Source organism: Leucobacter sp. Ag1 (assembly GCF_000980875.1).
In the GTDB taxonomy this organism is placed as follows: domain Bacteria; phylum Actinomycetota; class Actinomycetes; order Actinomycetales; family Microbacteriaceae; genus Leucobacter; species Leucobacter iarius.
Map to the genome: position 1 here is coordinate 1 of NZ_LAYO01000092.1, position 25,600 is coordinate 25,600.

The 25,600-nt window shown below is 70.4% G+C and carries 22 protein-coding genes; 12 read left to right on the forward strand and 10 right to left on the reverse strand.

What is annotated here, in order from left to right; all coding sequences use genetic code 11:
* Positions 1-265 (forward strand): LysR substrate-binding domain-containing protein (locus XM48_RS16920; RefSeq protein WP_231580836.1); only part of this gene is annotated, 265 nt, incomplete at its 5' end.
* Here the strand turns inward: XM48_RS16920 and XM48_RS07710 are convergent.
* Entirely contained in the window at positions 262-1,419 is a 1,158-nt protein-coding gene (locus XM48_RS07710) for an ABC transporter permease (protein ID WP_046455231.1), read from the reverse strand. The genes XM48_RS16920 and XM48_RS07710 overlap by 4 nt on opposite strands.
* On the reverse strand, positions 1,416-2,369 hold the full coding sequence (locus tag XM48_RS07715; protein WP_046455232.1) for an ABC transporter ATP-binding protein: 954 nt from the start codon (positions 2,367-2,369) through the stop codon (positions 1,416-1,418). Before XM48_RS07715 ends, XM48_RS07710 begins: the two co-directional genes overlap by 4 nt.
* A gap of 89 nt (positions 2,370-2,458) precedes the next feature.
* Here XM48_RS07715 and XM48_RS07720 point away from each other — a divergent pair, with 89 nt between their 5' ends.
* Positions 2,459-4,585: a DEAD/DEAH box helicase gene (locus XM48_RS07720; RefSeq protein ID WP_231580837.1), complete on the forward strand. Its 2,127-nt coding sequence runs from the start codon at positions 2,459-2,461 to the stop codon at positions 4,583-4,585.
* Between the two features lie 251 nt (positions 4,586-4,836).
* On the opposite strand, the gene XM48_RS07725 is transcribed toward XM48_RS07720, so the two are convergent.
* Complete coding sequence (locus XM48_RS07725; protein WP_084821058.1) at positions 4,837-6,672, reverse strand: thiamine pyrophosphate-binding protein; 1,836 nt, start codon at positions 6,670-6,672, stop codon at positions 4,837-4,839.
* A 238-nt stretch (positions 6,673-6,910) separates the two neighbouring features.
* On the opposite strand from XM48_RS07725, the gene XM48_RS07730 reads away from it, so the two are divergent.
* The 3 genes from XM48_RS07730 to XM48_RS07740 all read left to right on the forward strand — a co-directional run bounded on the left by XM48_RS07730 (position 6,911) and on the right by XM48_RS07740 (position 10,179).
* A complete protein-coding gene (locus tag XM48_RS07730; RefSeq protein ID WP_046455234.1) occupies positions 6,911-8,215 on the forward strand; it encodes a flavin-dependent oxidoreductase in 1,305 nt (434 codons plus the stop codon).
* A gap of 14 nt (positions 8,216-8,229) precedes the next feature.
* A complete protein-coding gene (locus tag XM48_RS16925) occupies positions 8,230-8,694 on the forward strand; it encodes a DUF3237 domain-containing protein (protein ID WP_052961372.1) in 465 nt (154 codons plus the stop codon).
* Between the two features lie 111 nt (positions 8,695-8,805).
* Positions 8,806-10,179, forward strand: coding sequence for an MFS transporter (locus XM48_RS07740; RefSeq protein ID WP_046455235.1), 1,374 nt, complete (start codon positions 8,806-8,808; stop codon positions 10,177-10,179).
* Between the two features lie 47 nt (positions 10,180-10,226).
* On the opposite strand, the gene XM48_RS07745 is transcribed toward XM48_RS07740, so the two are convergent.
* The gene (locus XM48_RS07745; RefSeq protein WP_046455236.1) at positions 10,227-10,946 is read right to left on the reverse strand and encodes an IclR family transcriptional regulator; all 720 of its coding nucleotides are present in this window, start codon (positions 10,944-10,946) and stop codon (positions 10,227-10,229) included.
* 193 nt (positions 10,947-11,139) lie between these two features.
* Here XM48_RS07745 and XM48_RS07750 point away from each other — a divergent pair, with 193 nt between their 5' ends.
* Entirely contained in the window at positions 11,140-13,047 is a 1,908-nt protein-coding gene (locus XM48_RS07750) for an FAD-dependent monooxygenase (protein ID WP_046455237.1), read from the forward strand.
* A 118-nt stretch (positions 13,048-13,165) separates the two neighbouring features.
* Complete coding sequence (locus XM48_RS07755; RefSeq protein ID WP_156174975.1) at positions 13,166-13,441, forward strand: hypothetical protein; 276 nt, start codon at positions 13,166-13,168, stop codon at positions 13,439-13,441.
* A 57-nt stretch (positions 13,442-13,498) separates the two neighbouring features.
* On the opposite strand, the gene XM48_RS07760 is transcribed toward XM48_RS07755, so the two are convergent.
* A complete protein-coding gene (locus XM48_RS07760; protein ID WP_046455239.1) occupies positions 13,499-15,193 on the reverse strand; it encodes a thiamine pyrophosphate-binding protein in 1,695 nt (564 codons plus the stop codon).
* A gap of 128 nt (positions 15,194-15,321) precedes the next feature.
* Between XM48_RS07760 and XM48_RS07765 the strand changes: the two genes are divergently transcribed.
* From XM48_RS07765 to XM48_RS07780, 4 genes are all read left to right on the forward strand, one after another.
* Positions 15,322-16,020 carry a GntR family transcriptional regulator gene (locus XM48_RS07765; RefSeq protein ID WP_084821060.1) on the forward strand — a complete coding sequence of 233 codons (699 nt, stop codon included), beginning with the start codon at positions 15,322-15,324 and terminating at the stop codon, positions 16,018-16,020.
* Positions 16,017-17,555, forward strand: coding sequence for an MmgE/PrpD family protein (locus XM48_RS07770; protein WP_046455240.1), 1,539 nt, complete (start codon positions 16,017-16,019; stop codon positions 17,553-17,555). Before XM48_RS07765 ends, XM48_RS07770 begins: the two co-directional genes overlap by 4 nt.
* Positions 17,555-18,466 (forward strand): methylisocitrate lyase, encoded by a 912-nt coding sequence (gene prpB, locus XM48_RS07775; protein WP_046455241.1) that lies wholly within the window; start codon positions 17,555-17,557, stop codon positions 18,464-18,466. Before XM48_RS07770 ends, prpB begins: the two co-directional genes overlap by 1 nt.
* 108 nt (positions 18,467-18,574) lie before the next feature.
* Entirely contained in the window at positions 18,575-19,705 is a 1,131-nt protein-coding gene (locus tag XM48_RS07780; protein ID WP_046455242.1) for a bifunctional 2-methylcitrate synthase/citrate synthase, read from the forward strand.
* Between the two features lie 77 nt (positions 19,706-19,782).
* Here the strand turns inward: XM48_RS07780 and XM48_RS07785 are convergent, their stop codons facing one another.
* The 5 genes from XM48_RS07785 to speB all read right to left on the reverse strand — a co-directional run bounded on the left by XM48_RS07785 (position 19,783) and on the right by speB (position 24,844).
* Positions 19,783-21,138, reverse strand: a complete 1,356-nt coding sequence (locus tag XM48_RS07785) for an NAD-dependent succinate-semialdehyde dehydrogenase (RefSeq protein ID WP_046455243.1) — start codon at positions 21,136-21,138, stop codon at positions 19,783-19,785.
* Positions 21,139-21,246: 108 nt separating this feature from the next.
* Positions 21,247-21,927, reverse strand: a complete 681-nt coding sequence (locus XM48_RS07790) for a cyclase family protein (protein ID WP_046455244.1) — start codon at positions 21,925-21,927, stop codon at positions 21,247-21,249.
* 4 nt (positions 21,928-21,931) lie between these two features.
* A complete protein-coding gene (locus XM48_RS07795) occupies positions 21,932-23,386 on the reverse strand; it encodes a cytosine permease (RefSeq protein ID WP_046455245.1) in 1,455 nt (484 codons plus the stop codon).
* Positions 23,383-23,793, reverse strand: a complete 411-nt coding sequence (locus tag XM48_RS07800) for a nuclear transport factor 2 family protein (protein ID WP_046455246.1) — start codon at positions 23,791-23,793, stop codon at positions 23,383-23,385. Before XM48_RS07800 ends, XM48_RS07795 begins: the two co-directional genes overlap by 4 nt.
* Positions 23,794-23,893: 100 nt before the next feature.
* Positions 23,894-24,844, reverse strand: coding sequence for an agmatinase (speB, locus tag XM48_RS07805; RefSeq protein WP_046455247.1), 951 nt, complete (start codon positions 24,842-24,844; stop codon positions 23,894-23,896).
* A 147-nt stretch (positions 24,845-24,991) separates the two neighbouring features.
* On the opposite strand from speB, the gene XM48_RS07810 reads away from it, so the two are divergent.
* Positions 24,992-25,573, forward strand: a complete 582-nt coding sequence (locus XM48_RS07810) for a helix-turn-helix transcriptional regulator (RefSeq protein WP_046455248.1) — start codon at positions 24,992-24,994, stop codon at positions 25,571-25,573.
* Positions 25,574-25,600: the final 27 nt, after the last annotated feature.

A 25,600-nucleotide genomic window follows, 5' to 3' on the forward strand; every position in this document is an offset into this window, starting at 1 on the left:
CCTCGGACGCGCGCCCGCGGCACCGGCGGTCGTGCTCTCGACCGAGGCAGCGGTGCGTTCCGCCGTGGCGGGCGGACTCGGGCCCGCCGTGCTCAGCGATCTGACGGTCGCCGACGATCTGCGGCTCGGCCGGATGCGCGCGGTCGAGATGCTCGGCGAACCGATCACCCGGCCACTGGCCGCGGTCTGGCGGGGGAGCGAGCGCGACCTGTTCGGCGCGGCGCGCGACCTCGTGGGCGCGGCGGCCGCGCAGCCGCGGGCCTAGGCGACGCGGGCGCCGCGCGGCAGCTTGGCCGCCGGGGTGCGCAGGCGGCGGTGCCCGGCCCACAGGAGGCCGGCCGCGAGCACCAGCTGCACCGTCGCGCCGATCCACCACACCGGGGCGCCGGTCTCGGACGGCGCCGACGCCGACGACTCGCTGCGGGGCGCCGGGCAGTCGTTCCAGTCCTGAGGCTTGGCGCGGTCGTCCTGCATGCCCCTGACCAGCGTCGAGATCCCCGAGAACAGGTCGTCGGAGGCGTGGGCGCTGCCGGCGCGCGGCGCGACCATGTCGGCGACGACGACGTAGGGATTCGGGGTGAGGACCCACCAGATGCCGGACGTCGGGGAGACGGGGACGGTGGTCGCCTCGGTCACGCACTCGACCGGCACGGCCTCCGTGCACTTGGCGATGGCGTCTTCGTCGTTCGTATCGGCCGAGCACGCGTTGACGGCGTTCCAGTAGCCCGGCGAGAACGTCTGGTAGCTGATGTCGACGTAGCGCGTGCTGACCCCGACCGACAGCGCGAACGCGATCAGGGTGCCGATCGACAGCAGCGCGACCAGCAGATAGGCGGTGACGATCGCGAAGACCTGCGAGGAGATCATCGCCGAGAGCGCGACGCCGAACACCGTGAAGACCCCGATCTGCAGGGCCAGCGCGAGCACCGCCACGAGGAGCTGCAGGGGATCGGTGCGCGAGAGCAGCAGGCTGATCACCACGAAGGGGGCCGCGACCACCAGGAACGCGAAACCCGTGATCCAGGCCGCGAGGGCCTTGCCGAGCAGCAGCGACCAGGTGCCGATGAGCGTGACCTGGGTGGTCGCGAGGGTGCCGCCCGAGCGTTCGGAGCTGATCGAACCGGCGGAGATCGCCGGCGCCACCAGCGTGCCGAACAGCAGTACGAAGTAGACGATGACCGAGAACAGGGGGTATGAGTCGAAACCCTGCCCGTACGCGCCGCTCATGGCCGAGAGCCAGAGCCACATCGCGCCCGTGACCACGCCGATCAGGCAGAACCACACGATCGCGAGGACGAGCAGTGTGCGCGAACGCAGGCGCTGCCGGAGCTCGAGCGCGGCGATGTGCCGCATGCCCCGCCAGAAGCCCGGCGGGCGGACCTCGAACGCGGGCGGGATCGCGGGCACCGTGCCGGTCATCGCGTGGCCTCCGGGTCGGCGGCGATCTCGGCGCCCGGGTGCGAGAGCCGTACGAAGGCCTGCTCGAGCGTGCTCGAGGCGGGGGCGAACTCGACCACCGGGACGCCGGCCGAGACGAGCGCCGAGAGCGCGGCCGTGGCGGCCTTCTCGTCCGCGGCGTCGATCAGATGCACGGTGCCGCTGAGCGACGCCCGGCTCGTAGCCGGGATCCCCAGCCGGGCGAGCTCGGTCTCGAGCGCGCGCTCGTCGAGCGAGCGGACGCGCCAGCGGCTGCCGCGCTGGAGCGCGGCGTCGACGGCCTCCGGCGCGGTCGTCAGGCCCTTGCGGAGGAACACCACCCCGGTCGAGATCTCGTCGAGCTCGTCGAGCACGTGGCTGGTGACGAGGATCGCGACCCCTTCGGCGGCGAGCTCGGTGAGCATGCGTCGCTGCGTCAGCCGGGCCTCCGGGTCGAGGCCGGACGCCGGCTCGTCGAGCAGGAGCACGCGCGGTCGGTGCACGAGCGCCCGCGCCAGACTGAGCCGCTGCTTCTGCCCCCGGGACAGGGTGTTGCTGCGCTGCCCCGCGAGTTCGACGAGCTCGGTCTGGGCGAGCAGTTCATCGGTGCGGCCGGCCGCCGCAGCGCCGCGGAGCCCGTACATGCCGCACACGGCCAGCAGCGTCTCGCGCACGGTCAGCGTCGGCCAGACGCCGAGCGCGTCCGGCATCCAGCCGAGCGCGGTCCGGGCCGCCAACGGATCCTCGATCGCGTCGCGGCCGGCGATCCGCACGGTGCCGCGGTCGGGGCGCAGCAGCGTCGCGAGCATCAGCATGAGCGTCGTCTTGCCGCTGCCGTTCGGGCCGACCAGCGCGGTGATCTCGCCGGGCGCGACCGAGAGTGTGGCGTTGTGCACGACCGGGATCTCGCCGAAGCTGCGCGAGAGCCCGACGGCTTCGATCGCGGGTTCCATGCGCCGGAGTCTAGCCGAGCGAGCCGGTGGAAAACCGGGGTGCGGATCGACGTTCCCCGCGCGTCACCAGGATCGCGTAGAATAGCATGATGCGCGAAAACGAGAGCCCCGTCACGAGCGAGGCCGAGAACGAACCCACCACCCCCGCCGAAGAACCGGAACAGCGGGTGACGTTCGCCGACCTCGGTCTCGCCGACGACGTCCTCCGCGCGATCACCGACGTCGGCTACGAGACCCCGTCGGCGATTCAGGCCGCCACCATCCCCGTCCTGCTCGAGGGCCGCGACGTCGTCGGTCTGGCGCAGACCGGCACCGGCAAGACCGCGGCGTTCGCGCTTCCGGTCCTGTCCCGCATCGATCCGGGCCAGGGCGTCCCGCAGGCGCTCGTGCTCGCACCGACGCGCGAGCTCGCGCTGCAGGTCTGCGAAGCGTTCGAGAGCTACGCGGCCCACCTGCCCGAGGTGCACCTGCTCCCGGTCTACGGAGGGCAGTCGTACACCCAGCAGCTCTCGGCGCTGCGCCGCGGCGTCGACATCGTCGTGGGCACCCCCGGCCGCATCATGGACCACATGAAGCGCGGCTCGCTCGATCTCTCGCAGATCAAGTACCTCGTGCTCGACGAGGCCGACGAGATGCTCAAGATGGGCTTCGCCGAGGACGTCGAGACGATCCTCGCCGACACCCCCGACGAGAAGCAGGTCGCCCTGTTCTCGGCGACCATGCCGGCGCAGATCCGTCGCATCTCGCAGCAGTACCTGAACGATCCCGAAGAGATCAAGATCGCGGGCAAGACCCAGACGAGCTCGAACATCACCCAGCGCTACGTGGTCTGCTCGTACCAGCAGAAGCTCGACGCCCTCACGCGCATCCTCGAGGTCGAAGAATTCGACGGCCTGATCGTCTTCACCCGCACCCGCGGCGATTCCGAGCAGGTCGCCGAGAAGCTCCGCGCACGCGGCTACTCGGCCGCCGCGATCAACGGCGACATCCAGCAGGCGCAGCGCGAGCGCACCGTGCAGGCGCTGAAGGACGGCAAGCTCGACATCCTCGTCGCCACCGACGTCGCGGCGCGCGGCCTCGACGTCGAGCGCATCAGCCACGTCATCAACTACGACCTGCCGATCGACACCGAGTCGTACGTGCACCGCATCGGCCGCACCGGCCGTGCCGGCCGCTCGGGCGACGCGATCAGCTTCGTCACCCCGCGCGAGCGCCGCCTGCTCAAGGCGATCGAGAAGACCACCAAGCAGCCGCTCACGCAGATGCAGCTGCCGCAGGTCGACGAGGTCAACGCGACCCGTCTCTCGCGCTTCGACGATGCGATCACCTCGGCGCTCGGCGAGACCAAACGCGTCGACGCGTTCCGCGACATCATCGCCCACTACGTGCGTCACCACGACGTGCCCGAGACCGACGTCGCCGCCGCGCTTGCGGTCGTGGCACAGGGCGACACACCCCTGCTGCTCACCGAAGCCGATGACCGTCAGTTCGAGCGCGACCGCCGCACCGCCAAGACCTTCCTCGAAGATCGCCCGGAGCGCGAGCGCCCCGGGCGCGACCGCGAGGATCGCGGCCCGCGCCAGACGCGCGACGACCTGCAGCAGTACCGCATCGAGGTGGGACGCCGCCAGCGCGTGCAGCCCGGCCAGATCGTGGGCGCGCTCGCGAACGAGGGCAACCTGACCCGCGACGACTTCGGCCGTATCAAGGTGTTCGACGATTTCTCCCTGGTCGAGCTGCCGAAGGATCTCTCGCGTGAGACCCTCGAGGCGCTGAGCCAGACCCGCATCGGCGGGACTCCGATCAACATCGCGGTCGACAACGGACCGCAGCGCGGTGGCGATCGCGGCGGCCGCTCCTATGGTGACCGTGACCGCGGTGGCGATCGCGGTGGTCGTTCGTACGGTGACCGTGACCGCGGCGGCGACCGCGGCGGTCGTTCCTACGGCGACCGTGACCGCGGCGGCGATCGGGGTGGCGATCGCGGTGGCCGTTCCTACGGCGACCGTGACCGCGGCAACGATCGCGGCGGTGACCGCGGGGGACGCTCGTACGGTGACCGTGACCGCGGTGGCGACCGCGGTGGGCGTTCCTACGGCGACCGTGACCGGGGCAACGATCGCGGTGGCGACCGCGGGGGACGCTCGTGGGATCGCGGCGACCGTCGCGATTCGGGCGAGAACCGCTCCGACGGCAAGCGCAAGCCCCGCTGGTAGTCCGCGGCTCCTGATCGAGCCGTACTGAACGATGCGCCGTTCCCCGAGGAGGGGAGCGGCGCATCGTCGTTCTGCGGGCGGTGTTTATGCGGAATGCGCAGCGCGTGCGGCACCGTTGGATGCCTCGACGACGAATGGACGGCGAGTTGGTCGCCGATGGGGCATCCGCTCGTCGGTGCGGCGTCCACCCGTCGGTGCGGCGTCCATCCGTCGGTGCGGCGTCCATCCGTCGATGCGGCAGAACCGGCCGCTCAGGCCACGCCGTTGACCCGCTGGATCTCGACCTGGTACGGAGCGACCACGCTCGACGAGATCCGGCAGTCGAGCAGGATCGTGCCGGTACCGCCGGCGGCGTTCCACTCGGCGAGGGCATCGAGATCCGAGAGCCGCTCGACGCGGACGCCGGTGGCGCCGAGCGCCGAGGCGAGGCCCGCGAAGTTGGCGTCGGGGATCCGCATGGGGGTCTGATCCAGACCCATGCGTCCGTAGAGGTGCACCTCGGCCCCGTACGCGGCGTCGTTCCAGACGACGATCACGCAGCGCGGCGCGGTGCGGATCGCGGTCTCGAGGTCGGCGAGCGCCATGAGGCCGCCGCCGTCGCCCGTCGAGAGCACGACGGTGGAATCGGGCGCGGCCGCGGCGACGCCCGCGACGGTCGAGAATCCGAGGCCGATGGTCTGGTAGGCGGTGCCGACCATCGCCATGCGCTCGGGCGAGGCCACCGGCCAGAACATGTTGGTCCAGCCGATGAAGTGCCCGCCGTCGGTGGTGACGTGGCGGTCCTCGGGCAGCAGCTCCGCGAGACGGGAGCCCACCGCTCGGGGATCGAGACGTCCGTCGGGGCAGATTCCGTCGGGGTGCTCGGCGAGGCCGGTGTCGCGCACTCGCAGGGCGCCACCCGGCTCGAGGCCGGCGACCCGCTCGCGCCATCCGCTGGGCTCGGGGCGCGCGTCCCCGAGTGCGCCCCGGAGCGCGCCGAGCACGGTGCGGGCGTCGCCCTGCAGCAGGGTCTGCTCGATCGGGTGCGCGGACTTCGGGGGAGCGACGCGGTCGACGTCGACGCGGATCAGCACCGTGCCCGCGCCGAGCAGATCGCCGAACCGCATCGTGAACTGGTTGAGGCTCGCGCCCACGGCGAGGACGACGTCTGCGGTCGCGACGAGATCCATCGCGGCCTCCTGGCCGAAGCCGCCGGTGACGCCGAGGTCGAAGCGCTGCTCGGGGAAGATGCCGCGGCCGAGCGCGGTGGAGGACGTGACGGCGCCGAGGGCGTCGGCGAGGGCGCCGAGCTCGGCGGCGGCTCCCGAGATCCACGCGCCGCGACCGGCGAGGATCAGGGGGCGCTCCGCCCGCGCGAGCGCTGCGACGGCGAGATCGAGCTCTCGGGCGTCGAGCGGGGGCGTGTCGACGGCGGGGGCCGGCTGCTCGGAGGGCGCCGTCGGAGCGAGCGCGGCGGCCGACGGCAGCGCGGCGGAGTCGACGGCCGCCGAGCCGGCGGTCGATCCGGCCGTGACCGGAGCGGTGGGCATGTCGTACGGGATCGCGAGCACGACGGGACGTCGTGTGCGCGTGGCCGAATCGGCGGCTCGCTCGACCAGCGCGTCGATCCCGGTCGTGCCGACGGTCAGCGTGCGCACGCCGATGGCCGCGGCGAGCAGCTCCTGGTCGACGTCCCAGGGGCGGGGGCCGCCGGTGGGAGCGTCGCCGACCACGACGAGCATCGGGATCCGGGCCTGCGCGGACTCGGCGAGCGCGGTGAGGGTGTTCGTGAACCCGGCGCCGTAGGTGGTGCTCGCGATCGCGAGACCGCCGCCGACCCGATGGTAGGCGTCGGCCGAGGCGACGGTCGCCGCTTCGTGGCGGACCGTGGTGATGGGCAGCCCGGCTTCGCGCAGGCCCTCCATCAGATGCGCATTGCCGTTGCCCATCAGGGCGAACGCGTGGGTGGCCCGCTGGGCGAGCGCGGTCGCGAGCGCCGTCGAGACGGTGGCGGGGTGCTGAGATCCTTCGGATCGCGGAGAGTCCGACCGGCCGTGGTCGGTTCCGGCGGAGGGGGAAACAGGGTAGGCGGGCGCGTGCTGAGACATGCTGAGCTCCGAGACGTCGATGTACGAGGAAGCTGTATGTCTCGCCGTTGCCGGTTCAGCGCCCCTTTTTCGAACGCCTTCTGCGATGCCCCGGTCGGATCCGCCGACCGGTCGCTGATGGACGACGAAATCGTACCACCGACGAGCGATGCATTCGTCAATGGTCATGTCAATGGCGTTGACATCTGAGTTTCCCGGCGGTTACGCTCTCTGCGCACGCGACCGAAGGAGAACACGCATGCAGATCGTCATCGTCGGGGCCGGCATCGGAGGCCTCATCACCGCCCTCAGCCTGGAGGCCGCGGGCTTCCGCGACATCGTGGTCGCTGAACGCAGTCGCGAGATCCGCGGTCTCGGTGTCGGGCTCAACCTGCTGCCGCACGCCGTCCGAGAGCTCACCGAGCTCGGGGTGGCCGATCGGATCGCGGAACTCGGCGTCGAACCGGGCACGCTCGCGTACTTCAACCGGCACGGGCAGGCGATCTGGAGCGAGCCGCGCGGACGGGACGCGGGCTATGCCTGGCCGCAGCTCTCGGTGCATCGCGGCCGCCTGCAGATCCTCCTCCGCGACCTCGTCGAGGAGCGTCTCGGTGACGTCATCCGCCTGGGCCACTCGCTCGTCGCGCTCGAACCCGGCGACGCCGAACGGCGTGCCGTCGCGACCTTCGAGGTCGCCGGCGGCGAACGCGTCGAACTGGCCGGAGACCTCGTCGTCGCGGCGGACGGGATCCACTCCGTGGCACGCTCGCTGCGATACCCCGAAGAGGGGGGACCGCGGTGGGGCGGGCTCACCCTCTGGCGCGGCACCGCGCTGGTCGAGCCGTTCCTGGACGGGCGCACCATGATCATGGCGGGCGATGCCGAGCAGAAGTTCGTCGCCTACCCGCTGGGAGTGCCGCTCGAGGACGGCAGGATCCGGGTCAATTTCATCGCGGAGCGTCGGGGAGGCGGCGTCTCCGGCGCGGACTGGAATCGTCAGGTCGAGCGGGCGCCGATCGCCGAGCTGTTTGCGGACTGGCGCTTCGACTGGCTCGACGTCCCCGCGACGATCGCCGGTGCCGAGGAGCTGCTGGAGTACCCGATGGTGGACCGCAATGCGATCCCGCAATGGACCTTCGGGCGTACGACCCTGCTCGGTGACGCGGCGCACGCCATGTATCCGAACGGTTCGAACGGTGGCTCGCAGGCCACGCTCGATGCGCGGACGCTCGCGTACCACGTGGCGCTCGGCGGAACCGCGGCGGGTGTTCCGGCGGCGCTCGCCGCGTACGAGGCGGACCGTCGGCCCGCGACCGCTCGGCTGCTCGAGCTGACGCGTCAGACGGGACCCGAGCGCGTCATGCAACTGGCGTTCGAGCGCGCGCCGGAGGGGTTCTCCGACGTGCACGATGCGATCTCGGCGGCGGAGCTCGAGGGGATCGCGGCTGAGTACAAGCGGGCGGCCGGGTTCCATCCGTCCGAGCTCGCCGCGCGGCCGTCCCTCGGCGTGCGCCGGCCGGCCGATGCACCGGCCGCATCGCTGCGCGATTCCGGCGCGGCATGAAGCCCGGAGGATCGGTGCGGAGCGGACCCCGGCTCGAAGCGGTCCCGGTCGCCGAGATCCGGGTCCGACTCGGCGAGCCGCTCGATTTCGGTGAGACGCGGGACGGTCGCCGCAGATTCACGCCCGTGCTGGGCGGTGAGCTGCGCGGGCTGCCGGGCGAGGACGCCGAGCGCCTGGGGATCGGACGTCTGCGGGCGGAGATCCTTCCCGGCGGCGGGGACCGGCAGCTGCTGCGCTCCGATGACGCTGTCGAGATCGACGCGGGCTACTCCGCGAGAATCAGCGGTGGCGGGCTCATCGGGATCCGGGCCATCGGGATCCGGGCGGCCGCTGCGGAGGGCGAGGCACCGTACTTCCGGGTGCAGCTGCGATTCGAGACCGCTGAGCCGGAACTCGCGGAGCTGCAGCGCGGGTTCTTCGTGGCGGACGGGCGGCGGGACGTCTCGGAGGTGCGGCACGTCGTGCATCTGATCCGGTGAGGGGCGCGACAGCGCAGGCGAACTCCTGTTAGGGTGAACATCTCGAATTGGTGTTCAGATAACGCACATCGCGTTCACTAGTTGGCCGCCGACAAAGGAGTCCCCATAGCCATGTCTTCCGCACCCGCCACCGCGTCCTCTCCGCGAGAGCTGCGCCGAGTCGCCGCCGCGACCGTCATCGGAACCACTATCGAGTGGTACGACTTCTTCCTGTACGCGAGCGCGGCGGGCCTGGTCTTCGGCGAGCTCTTCTTCAAGCCCGCCGGTTCGCAGGCCGCGACGATCATCTCGTTCGCGACCGTCGGCGTGAGCTTCCTGTTCCGGCCGCTCGGCGCGTTCCTCGCCGGCCACTTCGGCGATCGGGTGGGCCGCAAGGCGATGCTCGTCATCACGCTCATCCTGATGGGGGCGGCGACCACGCTCATCGGCGTGCTGCCCACCTACTCGCAGGTCGGCATGCTCGCGCCCGTGCTCCTCATGCTGCTGCGCATCCTGCAGGGCCTCTCGACCGGCGGCGAGTGGGGCGGTGCCGTGCTGATGGCGGTCGAGCACGCCCCGAGCAACCGGCGCGGCCTCATGGGGGCGTACCCGCAGATCGGGGTCCCGATCGGCCTGCTCCTCGCCTCGGGCGTGCTCGCGCTCATGACCGGGGTCGTCTCGCCCGGAGCCGCGTTCCTCGAGTGGGGCTGGCGCATCCCGTTCCTGTTGAGCTTCGTGCTCGTGGTGGTCGGCATCTTCGTGCGCCGCGCGGTCGAGGAGAGCCCGGTCTTCGCCGAGATCTCGGAGCGCAAGGAGCGGACCCGGATCCCGATCGTGCAGCTCTTCCGGAAGCACTGGCTGCTCGTGCTCCTCGCCGCCCTCACCTTCGCGGGCAACAACGCGGCGGGATACATGACGACCGGCGGCTACATCCAGAACTACGCGACGACGCCGATCGCCGACGGCGGGCTCGTCGGGATGGAGCGCACGCCGGTGCTGCTCGCGGTTGCGGCCGCCTCGCTGGTCTGGCTCGCGATCACCTTCTTCGCCGGGGCGATCTCGGACCGCATCGGCCGTCGCAACACCTACATCGCCGGGTGGATCGCGTTCCTCGCCGTCATCTTCGTGCTGTTCCCGCTCGTCAACACGGGCAACGTCTGGTTGCTGTTCCTCGGGCTGTCGCTCTTCGCGATCGGCAACGGACTCACCTACGGGCCTCAGGCAGCCTACTTCGCGGAGCTGTTCCCGGCGTCGATCCGGTACTCGGGCGTCTCGATCGCCTACGCGATCGGCGCGATCCTCGGCGGCGCGTTCGCTCCGATGATCTCGGCCTGGCTCGTCGCCGAGACCGGAACCTCGCTGTCCGTTGCGTTCTACATCGCGGGCGTCATGGTCATCGCGTTCGTCGCGACGCTGCTGCTGCGCGACCGCACCGGGATCCCGCTCGGTCCCGAGCACGAGGACGTGCAGCAGCGCGGTCACTTCGTGTGGGAGAAGGCTGCCTGAGCCCGGTCGGGAGCGGCCGACGGCGGTGAGAACCTGCGGTCGGCCGCTCAGCCGGCGGCGCGCACGATGCGGGCTGCCGCGCGCCGCATCTCGAGCCCGAGCTCCGCGAGGTCGTCGGGGACGCCGATGTGCACCACCGCGAGTGCCGCGGGCGGTTCGCCCTCGAGGCGCAGCGGGACCGCGATCGAGGTGAGTCCCCGGATCACCTCGTCGTGGCTCAGCGCGTAGCCGTCGATCTGGCACTGCTCGGCGCCCTCGCTCAGCGGCACATCGCCGAAGACCGCGACGCGCTCGGCAGGTGAGAGGGAGGCCTCGATCGCATGGCCGGGGGCGCCTGCCGTGGCCGGATGCCGGGTGCCGGGGCGCTGTGCCACGGTGGCGTGGCTGCGGCGCGGTTCGACGCTGACGAGAGTGATGACCTCGGTGCCGTCGAGCACGGTCACGAACGCGGTCATGCCGACCGTGTTGGCCAGCTCGGTGAGTTCGGGCAGCGCCGCGGAGTGCAGTGTGGACGCCGCACCGCGGCCGAGCGCGGCGAGACGCGGGCCGAGCCGGATGAGACCAGCGTCGTCGCGCAGGACGAAGCGGTGCTCCTCGAGCGTGCGCAGGATCCGGTAGGCGTTCGAGCGATGCACGCCGAGGGCGTCGGCGAGCTCGCTGATCGACATCGGACGCTCGGCGTCGGCGAGTGCTTCGAGGGCGCGGAGGCCGCGGTCGAGCGTCTGCGATCCGGCGGTTCCCGCCGGCGTCTCGGCGGGAGAAACCATGCGACCATTGTGGCGGATCCGGACGGGTCCTGCGGGTCGCACCGCGGGCTCGCGGGCGCGTTGTGCCCGGGCCGCCTCCGACATATGATGTGTGTGCAGTATTCAAACTTGGTGTTCATTTATTGAACACAGCTTTCCCGGGGTGGGCCTCCCGCAACTCGGCCCGGCGTCACAGCGCAGTGAAGGAGAAGCCATGCAGTTCCACCACCACGGCTACGTGTCGGGCGATCCGAGGATCGCACCCGCCGCGGGCGTCGGTCTCGACCGACCGGCCGAGCTCCCGAGCGAGATCGACGTGCTCATCGTCGGATCCGGCCCCGCGGGGATCGTCGCCGCAGCGCAGCTCGCGCAGTTCCCGAACGTGGTGACCCGGGTGGTCGAGCGCCGCGACGGCCGACTGGTGCTGGGCCAGGCCGACGGCATCCAGGCGCGCAGCGTCGAGACCTTCCAGGCGTTCGGCTTCGCGCAGCAGATCATCCAGGAGGCCTACCAGATCACTGAGACGAGCTTCTGGACCCCGGACCCCGCCCGGCCCGCGAACATCGTCCACAGCTCCACCACCCCGGACGATCCGCAGGGGATCAGCGAGTTCCCGCACCTCATCGTCAACCAGGCCCGAGTCATCGACTACTTCGCCGACTACGCGCGGCGCGCGCCGGCCCGCGGAGACATCGACTACGGCTACGAATTCGTCGATCTCGAGGTCACGGGCGAAGGGGAGTACCCGGTCCTGGTGACGCTCCGGAAGGTCTCGGGTTTCAGCGGGGCAGGGATCAACGCTGAGAAGGCGGAGGACGGTGCGGCCGAGGAGACGGTCACGGTCCGCGCGAAGTACGTCATCGGGGCCGACGGCGCCCGGTCCTCCGTACGCCGCTCCATCGGCGGCTCGCTCGCCGGATCCACCTCCCTGCACGCCTGGGGCGTCATGGACGTGCTCGCGGTCACCGATTTCCCCGACTTCCGCAAGAAGTGCATCATCCACTCCGAGGCGGGATCGATCCTGCACATCCCGCGCGAGGGCAATCACCTGGCGCGCATCTACGTGGATCTCGGCGAGACCGACGAGAACGACGGCGGGCAGGTTCGGCACACTCCGCTCGACGAGGTCATCGCGCGGGCGAACGCGATCCTGCACCCCTACACGCTCGACGTGCGCGATGTTCCGTGGCACAGCGTGTACGAGGTCGCCCATCGCCTGACCGACCGCTTCGACGATGCCGCCAGCTTGCCCGACGGCAAGGGCCGCGTGTTCCTGATGGGCGACGCGTGCCATACGCACAGCGCGAAGGCCGGGCAGGGCATGAACGTGTCGATGCAGGACGGCTGGAACCTCGGCTGGAAGCTCGGGTACGTGCTCGAGGGCCGCAGCCCCGAGTCGCTGCTGAAGACCTACTCCGACGAGCGCTGGGTCACGTCGAAGAACCTCATCGATTTCGATCGGGAGTGGTCGACGCTCATGGCGAAGAAGCCCGAGGAGTTCGATTCCCCGTCCGAGCTCGAGGACTTCTACGTCGCCACCGCCGAGTTCCCCGCGGGCTTCATGACCCAGTACACGGAGTCCATGCTCACCGGCGGCGACGCGCACCAGTCGCTGGCGACGGGCTTCCCTCTGGGCAAACGCTTCAAATCGGTGATGACGACGCGGGTCGCCGATGCCGTGCCCGTGCACCTCGGGCACCATCACCGGGCCGACGGGCGGTTCAGGGTCTACGCCTTCGCTGATGCGACGGGGGAGCGGTTGGCCGAGTGGGCCGCCTGGATGCTCGAGGATCCGGCATCGCCGGTCCGGCGCTACACGCCGGAGGGAGCCGACATCGACGCGCTGCTCGACGTGAAGGCCGTCTACCAGCAGCCGCACGATCGGGTCGGGCTGCCCTCGGTGCCGAAGCTGTTCCTGCCGGCGAGCGGTCCGTTCGGGCTCACTGACTACGAGAAGGTCTACGCCGCGCTGCCCGGGGAGGACATCTTCGAGCAGCGGGGCATCGACCGCGCGGGTGCCGTGGTCGTCGTGCGTCCCGATCACTACGTCGCGGCGGTGCTGCCGCTCGATGCACCCGAGCTGATCGCCGACTACTTCGCCGGAGTGCTGCTCGAACGGTAGAGGGACGAGTTATCCACAGATCGTGCTGTTCCCGCATCTCTCCGACCGAACCCGCGTACCGTGTCCCCTGAACGCAACGCAGAACACCCCGAAAGCAGGTGCGAGCATGACCCCGGACGTGATCGCCACGATCGTGACCGCGCTCGGCACGACCGCGACGCTCTTCGGCGGTCTCGCCGCGATGCTGCACCGCATGGAAGCACGCATCGATCGACGCTTCGAACAGGTCGACGCGCAGTTCGTCGAGATGCGTTCCGAGATGCGTTCCGAGATGCGCTCCGAAATCGGTCAGCTCCGCGGTGAGTTTCGTCAGCTTGCTGCAGACATCGTCGAGGTGAAGATCGCAGTGGCCAGGGTGGAAGAGCCGAAGCCGATGCTCCTGCACGTGAGGTGAGTCTGCCGTGTCCTGCTTCGCTGCCGGACACGGCAGACTCGCAGCAGGTGCTCCGAGTTAGTGAGTGCGCGGAACGTAGCTCGGCACGGTCGGCGATACTCGGCAGTCCAGCAGGATCGTGCCCGTCCCGCCGGCCGCGCTCCAAGCGGCCAGCGCATCGAGGTGGGCGAGCTCGGTGACCGAGACCCCCTGCGCACCGAGCGCGTTCGCGAGTGCGGCGAAGTCGGCAGCCGAGGACCCGTCGTTCCAGACGACGATCACGCAGCGCTGCGCGGTGCGGATCGCGGTCTCGACGTCGTCGAGCGCCTGCAGGCCCGGGTCGCTTCCTGTGGAGAGGACGGCGGTGGACCCCGGGGCGGCGGCCGCGACGCCCGCGATGGATGCGCAGCCGAGCCCGATGGCACGGAACGCCGAACCCACCATGATTGAGCGGGCCGGGGAGGCCACCGACCAGTAGCGGCCCGACCAGGCGATCGCCGACCCGCCGTCGGTGGCGACGTATCGGTCGAGCGGGAGGAGTTCTGCGAGCCTCGTCGCGACGGAACGCGGATCGAGCAGTCCGTCGGCGCAGATTCCGGTGGGGTGCTCGACGAAACCGGTGTCGCGCACTCTGAGGGCGCCGCCGGGCTCGAGCCCGGGCACCCGCTCGCGCCAGCCGCTCGGAGCGGGACGGGAGAGGGCGAGGGTCTCGCGCAGTTCGCGCAGCACGGCGGAGGCGTCGCCGCGGAGCCGGTGCTGCACGATCTCGTGATCGGCCTCCGGAGCGGGGACGTCGTCCACGTCGATGCGCACCACAGTAGTGTGCGGCCCGAACAGCGTGCCGCCCGCCGTGGTGAAGGAGTTGAGGCTCGCGCCCACAACGAGCACCGCGTCGGCCTCCGAGATGAGCCGCATCGCCGCATCCTGACCGAGTCCGCCGACGACGCCCACGTCGAAGTGCTGGGCGGGGAAGATTCCACGGGCGAGTGCGGTGGTGGCGGTGATCGCTCCCAGTGCGTCGGCCATGAGGCCCAGCTCGGTCGCCGCGCCCGAGAGCCAGGCCCCGCGCCCGGCGATGATGACGGGGCGCATGGCGACCGTCAGCGCCTGCACCGCCGAGGTGCGCTCGACCGGATTGACGCCCGTCGGCGGGTGCGGGATCGCCGCGGGGACCGCGGCGGCCGAGGGCAGCGTCGCCGCGCTCAACGATCGGATGACCGCCGGGTCGGAGAGGTCGATGCCGCGCGAATCGGTGAGCGACGCGGGCGCGCCGATGACGTCGATGGCGACCGACAGTACGACCGGGCGCCGGGTGCGCAGCGCGGAATCGACCGCGCGGTCGACGATCGCGTCGATGTTGTCGGGGGTGACGGTGAGGGTGCGGACCCCGAGCGCAGCCGCCAGCATCTCCTGGTCGACGTCCCACGGGCGGTTGCCCGTGGTCGGGGCGTCGGCCGCGAGCACGATGAGCGGCACGCGTGCCCGGGTGGTCTCGGCGAGCGCGGTGAGCGCGTTCGTGAATCCGGGGCCCGTGGTGGTGACGGCCACCGCGAGGGTGCCGGTCGCGCGCGCGAAGGCGTCCGCAGAGGCGATCGTGGCGACCTCGTGCCCCACCATGGTGACGCCGATGCCGTGCTGCTCGAGGTCGGTGACCAGTGTGGCGTTGACCCGGGCGATGCGGGCGAAGCCCTGCGCGGTGTGGCGGGCGAGCGCACCCGCGAGCGCCGCGGAGACGGTGGGTGCTGCGGGGGCGACGGAAGCGAACTGCGACATGGGCGAAGTCTAGCGGGGAGCGCCGACACGCGGTCCGTTCCACGGCGTTCGAATCGGCATTCTGCATGCATACGGCAGAACGCAGGGGATCCATTGCGCTTCGAGGGGTCTGAGTGTATACATAGAGCATGGCGATGAACATCGGGGGACGCACGACCGCGGTCGAGCGCGCCTACGCCGTGCTGCTCGACGAGATCCAGACCGGCGCGCTCCCGGCCGGGGCGGTGCTCGCCGAGGTCGAGCAGTCGGCGCGGCTGGGCATCAGTCGCACGCCCCTGCGGGAGGCGCTCGTCCGTCTCGGGTCGGAGGGCTTCGTCGTGCAGCAGTCGCCGCGGGTCACCGTGGTCGCCGGAATCGACGAGAACGACATCCGCAGTCTCTTCGAGCTGCGGCGCGGACTCGAGGAGCTCGCCGTCCGGGCCGCTGCGGAACGGGGCGATGCGGCCGTGTTCACCGCGCTTGCCGAGTCCTTCAGCGCTGCCGCGACCGCGAATCCGGGGCTCGCCGACCCGGCGGAGCATGCGGGCTACTACGCGCTCATCTCCGCCTACGACGCGGCGGTCGGCGACGCGATCCGCAACGACTATCTCGCCTCCGCGCTGCGCACCGTGCACACCCATCTCGTCCGGGTCCGACAGCTCGCGAAGGACAACCCGGAGCGTCTCGTCGTCTCGGCCGGCGAGCACGCGCTGATCGCCGGTGCGATCGCCGAGGGCGACGCCGCGCTCGCCGCGCACGCCACCCATGTGCACCTGCACAACGCGCTCATCTCGATCCTGAGCTCCATCGCGGGCTCGTCCCCGACCCACACGGAAGGCACGCCATGACCGTCATCCACCACGTCCGCGTTCACACGAGCGAAGAGGAGCTGCCCCGCGAGGGACAGCTGGCCTGGAAGATCGCGGAGGTCGCGACGGACCCCGTCCCGGTCGATGCCGACGTCGTCGACATGATCATCAATCGCGTGATCGACAACGCCTCGGTCGCCGCAGCATCGCTGAACCGCGGTCCCATCATCGCCGCACGCGCGCAGGCTCTCGATCACCCGGTATCGACCGGCGGTGCCGGCGCCTCGATCTTCGGCCTGCCGAGCACGGGTGCGGACGCCGCGCTGTCGAGCCCCGAGTGGGCGGCATGGGCGAACGGGGTCGCGGTGCGCGAGCTCGACTACCACGACACCTTCCTCGCCGCGGAGTACTCGCACCCGGGTGACAACATCCCGCCGATCCTCGCGGTCGCCCAGCACGTCGGCAGCGATGGCGCCGCGGTGGTGCGTGCGATCGCGACCGGGTACGAGATCCAGATGGACCTGGTGCGTGCGATCTGCCTGCACCGGCACAAGATCGACCACGTCGCGCACCTCGGCCCGTCCGCCGCCGCGGGCATCGGCACCCTGCTCGGCCTCGAGACCCCGGTGATCGCGCAGGCGGTCGCGCAGGCGCTCCACACCACCACCGCGACGCGGCAGAGCCGGAAGGGCGAGATCTCGACTTGGAAGGCGCATGCGCCGGCGTTCGCGGGCAAGATGGCGGTCGAGGCCGTCGACCGCGCCATGCGCGGGCAGACCGCTCCCGCGCCGATCTACGAGGGCGAGGACGGCGTCATCGCCTGGATGCTCGACGGTCCGAACGCGTCGTACGACGTGCCGCTGCCGGCCCCGGGGGAAGCGAAGCGCGCGATCCTCGACAGCTACACCAAGGAGCACTCGGCCGAATACCAGGCGCAGGCCTGGATCGACCTCGCGCGCAAGCTGCACGGCGCGCACCCCGAGCTGGCCGACCCCGCGAACGTCGCGTCGATCGTGCTGCACACCAGCCACCACACGCACTACGTGATCGGCTCGGGGGCGAACGATCCGCAGAAGTACGATCCGAAGGCCTCGCGCGAGACGCTCGACCACTCGATCCCGTACATCTTCGCGGTCGCGCTGCAGGACGGCGGCTGGCACCACGTCGACTCCTACGCGCCCGAGCGGGCGGGGCGCCCCGACACGGTCGAGCTGTGGCACAGGATCACCACTGCGGAGGATCCCGAGTGGACCCGTCGCTACCACTCCGAGGATCCCGATGAGAAGGCCTTCGGCGGTCGCGTCGAGATCGCGCTGGCCGACGGCACGACCATCGTCGACCAGATCGCCGTCGCCGACGCCCACCCGCTCGGTGCGCGCCCCTTCGCCCGCGAGAACTACATCGCGAAGTTCCGGATCCTCGCCGAGCCCGTGCTCGAACCGGCGGAGATCGAGCGGTTCCTCGAGCTCGTGCAGCGGCTGCCCGAGCTGACCGTCGACGAGGTGCGCGAGCTCAACATCGTCGCCGCGCCGGGCGTCATCGACCTCTCCGCCGCCCCGAAGGGACTCTTCTGATGCTGTACTCGAAGACCACCGCCGAGCAGAAGCGGCTGGCGCTGCGCGAACGCCTCGCGAGCGGTGAGCTGCTCCGCTTCCCGGGTGCGTTCAATCCGCTCTCCGCCCGGCTCATCGAACGCAAGGGATTCGACGGCGTCTACATCTCGGGAGCGGTGCTCGCCGCCGACCTGGGGCTGCCCGACATCGGGCTCACGACGCTGAGCGAGGTCGCCGGCCGCGGGGAGCAGATCGCCCGCATGACCGAGCTGCCGGCGATCATCGACGCCGACACGGGCTTCGGCGAGCCGATGAACGTCGCCCGCACGATCCAGAGCCTCGAGAACGCCGGGATCGCGGGTTGCCACATCGAGGATCAGATCAACCCCAAGCGGTGCGGTCACCTCGACGGCAAGGCCGTCGTCGATGTCGACACCGCGGCGAAGCGGATCCGCGCGGCGGTCGATGCGCGTCGGGACCCGAACTTCCTGATCATGGCGCGCACCGACATCCGGGCGACCGCCGACGGGCCGATGGGACTCGATATCGCCGTCGATCGCGCGAAGGCGCTCGTCGACGCGGGCGCCGACGCGATCTTCCCGGAGGCCATGCGCACGCTCGAGGAGTTCGAGACGATGCGGGGCGCGGTCGACGTGCCGCTGCTCGCCAACATGACCGAGTTCGGCAAGAGCGAGCTGTTCAGCGCGCAGCAGCTCGCCGACATCGGCATGAACATCGTGATCTGGCCCGTGTCGATGCTGCGCATCGCGATGGGCGCGACCGGTCGCGCTCTCGACGCGCTGAACGACGAGGGGCACCTGCGGGGTCGTCTGGACGAGATGCAGCACCGGGCGGACCTCTACGACCTGGTCGACTACGAGGCCTACAACCGATTCGATTCCGGGGTGTTCAACTTCGAGGTCGAGCGCTGAGTCGATCCTGCGGCTCCGCTGCATCGCCGGAGTCGCAGGATCCCCCGAGCACCGCATGAGATCCTGCGACTGCGCAGGACGAGCCGAGACGCGACGAAGGAGTCGAAGATGACCGATACGGAGATCAAGAAGGGCCTCGCGGGGGTCGTGGTCGACACGACCGCGATCTCGAAGGTCAACCCCGAGAGCAACAGCCTGCTCTACCGCGGATACCCGGTGCAGGAGCTCGCCGCGAGCCAGCCGTTCGAGGCGGTCGCGTACCTGCTCTGGCACGGCGAGCTGCCGACCGCCGCTCAGTTGGCGTCGTTCGAGGCGATGGAGCGCTCGCTGCGACCGCTCGACCCACGAACGTTCGCGCTGCTCGACGCGATCCCGAGCGACGCGCACCCGATGGACATCGTGCGAACGGTCGTGAGCCAGCTCGGTACCTTCGACGAGACGCTTCACCGGCCCGGCGGCTGGACCGATCGCGAACTCGACCTCGGACGCTCCGCGTACCTCTTCGCGCAGCTGCCGACCATCGTCGCCGCGGTGCAGCGCCGTCGACGCGGGCAGGAACCGATCCCGCCGCGCGACGACCTCGACTACGCCCGCAACTTCCTCTGGATGACCTTCGGCGAGCTGCCGTCCGACGCGGCGGTCGACGTCTTCCGAGTCTCGATGGTGCTCTACGCCGAGCACTCCTTCAACGCCTCGACCTTCACTGCACGAGTGATCGCCTCGACGACCTCCGATCTCTACTCGGCCGTGGTCGGCGCGATCGGGGCTCTGAAGGGGCCGCTGCACGGCGGCGCCAACGAAGCGGTCATGCACATCTTCGACGAGATCGGATCCGCCGACGCGGTCGGCGCCTGGCTCGACCGCGCGCTCGCCGAGAAGCGCAAGATCATGGGGTTCGGTCATCGGGTCTACAAGCACGGCGATTCCCGCGTGCCGACCATGGACCGCGCCCTCAGGGTGCTGCTCGACGAATCGGGGGATACCGGGCTCGCCGGGCTCTACGAGACGCTCGAGCGGGAGTTCGTGGCGCGCAAGGGCATCTACCCGAACCTCGACTACCCGTCGGGCCCCGCTTACCGTCTGCTCGGCTTCGACACCGAGATCTTCACGCCGCTCTTCATCGCTGCCCGCGTGACGGGATGGACCGCGCACGTCATGGAACAGGCGGCGTCGAACGCGCTGATCCGCCCGCTGTCGGCGTACGACGGCGTCGACGAGCGCCACGTGCCGGGGGTCTGACGCTCGGCAGGCCCCGACCGGAACACGCAGAGGGCCCGGGATCCTGACGGATCCCGGGCCCTCTGCGTGCGAGTGGATTACTCGGCGAAGCGGAAGAGCTTCTTGTTGGCGAACTCCAGCATGCCGCCCTTGCCGAGCTCGCGGCCGTAGCCCGACTTCTTCACGCCGCCGAAGGGCACGTCAGCGCCCTCGAGGCCGGCGCCGCCGATGAACACCATGCCCACGTCGAGCTGGTTGCCCACGCGCTCGGCGCGCTCGAGATCGTCGGCGATGACCACGGAGCCGAGGCCGTACGGCGACGAGTTGGCGAGGCGGATCGCCTCTTCATCGCTGGACACCTTGTAGAGCTGCGCGACGGGGCCGAAGAGCTCCTGACGGTAGACGTCCATCTCGGGGGTCACGCCGCCGATGACGGTCGGGGTGTAGAAGTTGCCCTCGGGAGCGTTGTTGCCCACGAGCACCTCCGCGCCCTGGTCGATCGCGCCCTGCACCTGAGCCTTGAGGGTCTCGGTGGCCTTCTCGGACGACAGGGGGCCGTAGTTGCCCGCCTCGAGCGACTGGCCGGCGATGGCCTCCTCGAACTTCTTCGAGAACTCGTCGTAGACCGTGTCGAGCACGACGATGCGCTTCGAGCCGTTGCAGGCCTGACCGGTGTTCTCCATGCGGCCGCCGACCGCGTGCTCGACCGCGTGGTCGATGTCAGCGGTGTCGAGCACGATGAAGACGTCCGAGCCGCCGAGCTCGAGCACGCACTTCTTGAGGTGCTTGCCGGCCTGCTCGGCGACGATCGAACCCGCGCGCTCCGAACCGGTGAGCGAAACGCCCTGGGTGCGGTCATCGGCGATGATGGTCGAGATCTGCTCGTGCGTCGCGAAGACGTTGACGTAGGCGCCCTTGGGGAAGCCCGCGTCGAGGAAGATCTGCTCGAGCGCGAGTGCCGATTCGGGGCACTGCTCGGCGTGCTTCAGGATCACGGTGTTGCCGAGGATCAGGTTCGGGACCGCGAAGCGGGCGACCTGGTAGTACGGGTAGTTCCACGGCATGATGCCGAGGATCACGCCGATGCCCTGGAAGCGGAAGAAGCTCTTCAGGCCGTCCTCGACCTCGAGCTCCTCGTCGGCGAGCCACTTCTCGGCGTTCTTGGCGAACGCCTCGGTGATCGCGCCCGAGAACTCGGCCTCGCCGATCGACTGGTCGAGCGGCTTGCCCATCTCGCGGTGGATGATGGCGCCCAGCTCGTCCTTGCGCTCTTCGAAGAGCTCGGCTGCGCGGTGTGCCAGGGCGGCGCGCTCGGCGACCGTGGTGGTGCGCGACCACTCCTGGTAGGTGCGCTGCGTGCTCTCGAGCGCGCTCTCGATCTCCGCCGCGGTGGCGTCGGGGTACTCCTTGACGGTCTCACCGGTCGCGGGATTGATGACGGCGTACTTGCCCATGGATGACACACTCCTTGTGAACTTCGTCGTTAGCGTGGTTGCAGCCAGTTTGGCACACCCGGACGGGGAGCACTAGCTCCGGATTCCCGCGCGGGTCACCGGTTCTGGCTACGGATCCCGGGGGTCCGGGGGCTGGACGGCTTCGGAAACCGTCGTTTCTGCGATTGCGCGGATCGGTGAACCGTCGCCGCCGAAGATCCGGAGCGGCAGCAGCGAAATCCGCACGTTCGCTGGGAGCTGACCGAGTCCGCGCAGATTCTCGACGATGGCGCCGCCGCGTCCCAGCCACTGCTCGTGCACGGGCAGCCCTGCGCCGGAGACGGCGCGCGGCGTCGAGTCCGGGCTCAGCGTGTCGACGCCGAGCACGCGGGCCCCGGCGCCCCAGAGCCGCTCCGCGAGGTCCGCATCGACGAACGGATGGGCGAAGGCGGCATCGGAGCCGAAGCGCGTGTCCCATCCGGTGGCGATCAGGACCGCCGGGGGCAGGCGCTCGGGGAGGGGCTCCGCGAGATCGTCGATCCCGTACGCGGTGTCGGGGCGGGGATCGGTGACGCGCAGCACCCGCGCGTCACCGACCAGCCATTCCAGCGGCAGCTCGTCGACCGTCGCTCCGCCGACGACCGAGTGCGACGGCGCGTCGATGTGGGTGCCGGCGTGCGAACCGAGGTCGAGCCGCGCGACCGCGACGCCGTCCTCGGGCACCGCGAGGGCCGGTTCGATCCGCACCTCGGGATCGCCGGGGAACACCGGCATCCCGGTCTCGAGCGGGTGGCTCAGATCGACGAGCATCGCGTCACTCCGGGCGCGGGGCGCGCGTCGCGCTGGGGTGCTCGAGGCGCAGCGCGCTCGTGGTGTCCGCGCCGTCGAGCAGGTGCCCGGTCGGCTCCGCGTCGCGCGGGTCGCGCAGCCCCAGGCCGCGCACGCCGCCGAGGCCGTACATGAGGCCGAGGTAGAGCAGGAAGCTCAGGATGAAGGCCGGGATGTTCGCGCCGATCGGGCTCGGGAGCACGTACGACATGAGGTACGACGCCGCTGCGCCGATCACCCAGACGATCACGGCGACCCAGTTGACACCGCCCGAGTACCAGTACCGGCTCTCGCGCCGCTCGTGCAGGATCTGGCGGGAATAGCCGCGTCGCTTGAGCAGGTAGTAGTCGGCGATCATGATCGCGAACACCGGCACGAAGAAGGCGCTGATGACGAAGAGGAAGTCGGTGAACTGGTTCAGCAGGCCGAGGAACGTGGAGCCGATGATCGAGACGATGCCGAGCACGATCGCGGTCGGCAGGAAGCGCAGGTGCCAGCGCGACTGAGCGTTGACCACCGAGGTCACCATGCCGAAGACGACCATCGTGTTGGTCGCCATGACCGACAGGAAGATCGCGATCCCGAGCGGCCAGCCGAACTCGCCCACGATGACCGCGGGGTCGAACGCGGTGGCGTCCCCGCCGCGCAGCAGCACGGTGCTGAACGCCACGAGGCCGAGCAGCATCGCGATGCAGGTGGACAGGGTGTAGCCGATGCCGGATCCGACGATGCCGGCGGTGCTGCTCTTCGCGTGGCGGTTCATGTCGGCCGAGAGGACGGTCCACGAGATGGCGGTCGCGAGCACCATGTCGAGCGTGATGAACGGGGTGCCGCCCAGGCTCGTGTCGACGGGGAGCGCGGCGAACTCGGAGGGGCTGAACGCGCCGAAGGCCGCGGCGAACACGAAGCCCATCACGATCAGGATCAGGAGGGCCAGCCAGGGCTCGACCCGCGAGATGCCCGTGTGGCCGAAGATGGCCAGCACCACGACGATGCCCTGGCAGATGGCCGAGAACAGCGCCGGGTTCGAGAATCCGGTGGCCTCGTGCACGAGGTAGTTGACGGTGACACCGGCCAGCATCGCCTGCACCCAGCTCCACCCCATCAGGATGATGAGGTTCGCGGCGGCGGGGATGATGCTGCCGCGGATCCCGAACGAGCCGCGGGTCAGCGCCATGGTGGGGAGCCCGGTGCGCGTGCCCATGTTGCCGACGAGCACGAGCACGATCACGCCGAGCAGGGTGCCGACGAGGATCATCGCGCTCGCAGTGCCGAACGACACCGCGGGGACGAACAGGGTGCCCGTGAGGAGGGTCGTGACCACCAGGTTGGCGGCCAGCCAGATCATGCCGATCCGGAGCACGCCCTGGGTGCCGCGGACCGGGCCCGCGGATTCGTCCTGGCCGTCGAGGTTGACGGCCATCGTCTCCGGGCTGCTCATGCGTCGGCGCTCGTCTCGGGCACGGTCGAGAGGTGCTCGTGGATCGCGACGAGGCCGCCGTCGGCCTCGGCGCGGAAGATGATGCTCTCGCGCTCGACGTAGGAGTCGGGGCCGTCGGCGGAGTCGATGCTCGTGGCGACGGTGTGGCTGAAGACCGCGCCGCCGTCGAACACCTGCACGAGGCGGTCGGTCGAGCTGCAGGAAGTGACCTTCCAGCCGCTCTCGACCCAACCGGCCCACAGCGCCTCGTACTCGGCGCGCGAGTTCAGGCGCGCGGGCTCGGGGTGGAAGATGAAGCTCGCGTCGGCGGAGAAGCCCGCGAAGTAGGCGGTGGTGTCGGTCGCCGCGAACGCGTCGATGATGGCGTCTGCGGCGTCGAGCACGGCCGCTTCGGTGGGAGTGGGCATATCGGTTCTCCTATGAACGGGTGCTGCGGGAGCTGCTGCGGTGCGGAGGGAGGGGAAGTGGAACCGCCGGCCCCGCCGAAGCGGGACCGGCGGTCGGGGATCAGGCCTCGCGGCCCGCCATCGCGCTGACGAGCTCGTAGATCACATGGCTCGCGGCGACCGCGGTGATCTGCGCGTGATCGTAGGCCGGAGCGACCTCGACCACGTCGGCGCCGACGATGTTGAGATCGGCGAGACCGCGGATCAGGCGGAGCATCTCGCGGCTGGTGAGGCCGCCGGCTTCGGGGGTGCCGGTGCCGGGCGCGTGAGCCGGATCCAGCACGTCGATGTCGATCGAGATGTAGAGGGGCTTGTCGCCGACGCGGGTGCGGATCCGCTCGAGCGCGGCGGGGACGCCGTTCTCCTCGATGAACTCGGAGGTGACGATCTGGAAGCCGAGCATGGCGTCGTCAGCCAGGTCCTGCTTGCCGTACAGGGGGCCGCGGGTGCCGCCGTGCATGGAGGCCGTCATGTCGATGAGGCCCTCCTCGGACGCGCGGCGGAAGGGGGTGCCGTGCGTGGTGGGGGCACCGAAGTAGGTGTCCCAGGTGTCGAGGTGCGCATCGAAGTGCAGCACGGCGACGGGGCCGTGCTTCTTGTTGATGGCGCGCAGCAGCGGCAGCGCGATGGTGTGGTCGCCGCCGATGGTGACGATCTTGTCGACCTTCTCGCCGAGCTCGGTCGCGGCGGCCTCGACCTGGTCCACGGCCTCGGTCAGGTTGAACGGGTTCGCGACGATGTCGCCGGCGTCGACGACCTGCTTGAGCGCGAACGGCGACACGTCCTGAGCCGGGTTGTAGGGGCGGAGCAGCCGCGAGGCCTCGCGCACGTGCGAGGGGCCGAAGCGGGCGCCCGGGCGGAAGCTGACGCCGGTGTCGAAGGGCACGCCGACCACTGCGATGTCGGCCGAGGGCACGTCCTCGATGCGGGGGAGCTTGGCGAAGGTGGCGATCCCGGCGTAGCGAGGCGTGAGGCTCGCGTCGACGGGACCCTGCGGCGTGTGATCGGTCACGTCGGGTCCTTTCGTGAAATCTAGGTTTCTATGTTTACCTGTGGTAAACATGTGAAGCGTGGAGGTGAACTCCACCTCGACTATAGGTCCGCGACCGGCGAACGGTCAACGCGAGTCGATTGCGAGCGAGACACGAAACGAGGCGCCATGCGAGCGGTGAATCCCGAAGCCGGGTCCGGCGACATCAGGATCGGAGCCCAGCTGCGCGCCTGCCGGCTCGCCCAGAACCTCACGCTCGAACAGCTCGCCGAGGCGACCGGCGTCACCCGAGGGTTCCTCAGCCGGCTGGAGCGCGATGCCACCTCGCCGAGCCTCGCCACGCTGCTGCAGATCTGCGAGGCGCTCTCGATCTCGATCGGCAGCCTGTTCGAGCCGCCGGAGGTGCAGCGGATCGCCCTCGACGACGCCCCGCGCATCAACATGGGCGGGCAGGGCGCGCTCGAGCGGCAGGTCACGCCCCGCTCGGAATCGCGAGTGCAGCTGATCCGCTCCTCGCTCGCGCCGAACGCCAGCGGGGGCGAGGCCCTCTACACCGTCAACTGCGACCTCGAGGTGCTGCACGTCGTCGCGGGTTCGCTGCACCTGCGGCTGTCTGACCGCGAAGAACGGCTCGTCGCGGGCGACACGCTGACGTTCCCCGGGCGCTCGCCGCACACCTGGACCACCGGCGCCGACGGCGCGGAGGTGCTGTGGGCCCTGATCCCGGCCGCGTGGAGCGGATCGAACTGACCCGGTCCGGGGCCCGGTACTCGGCGC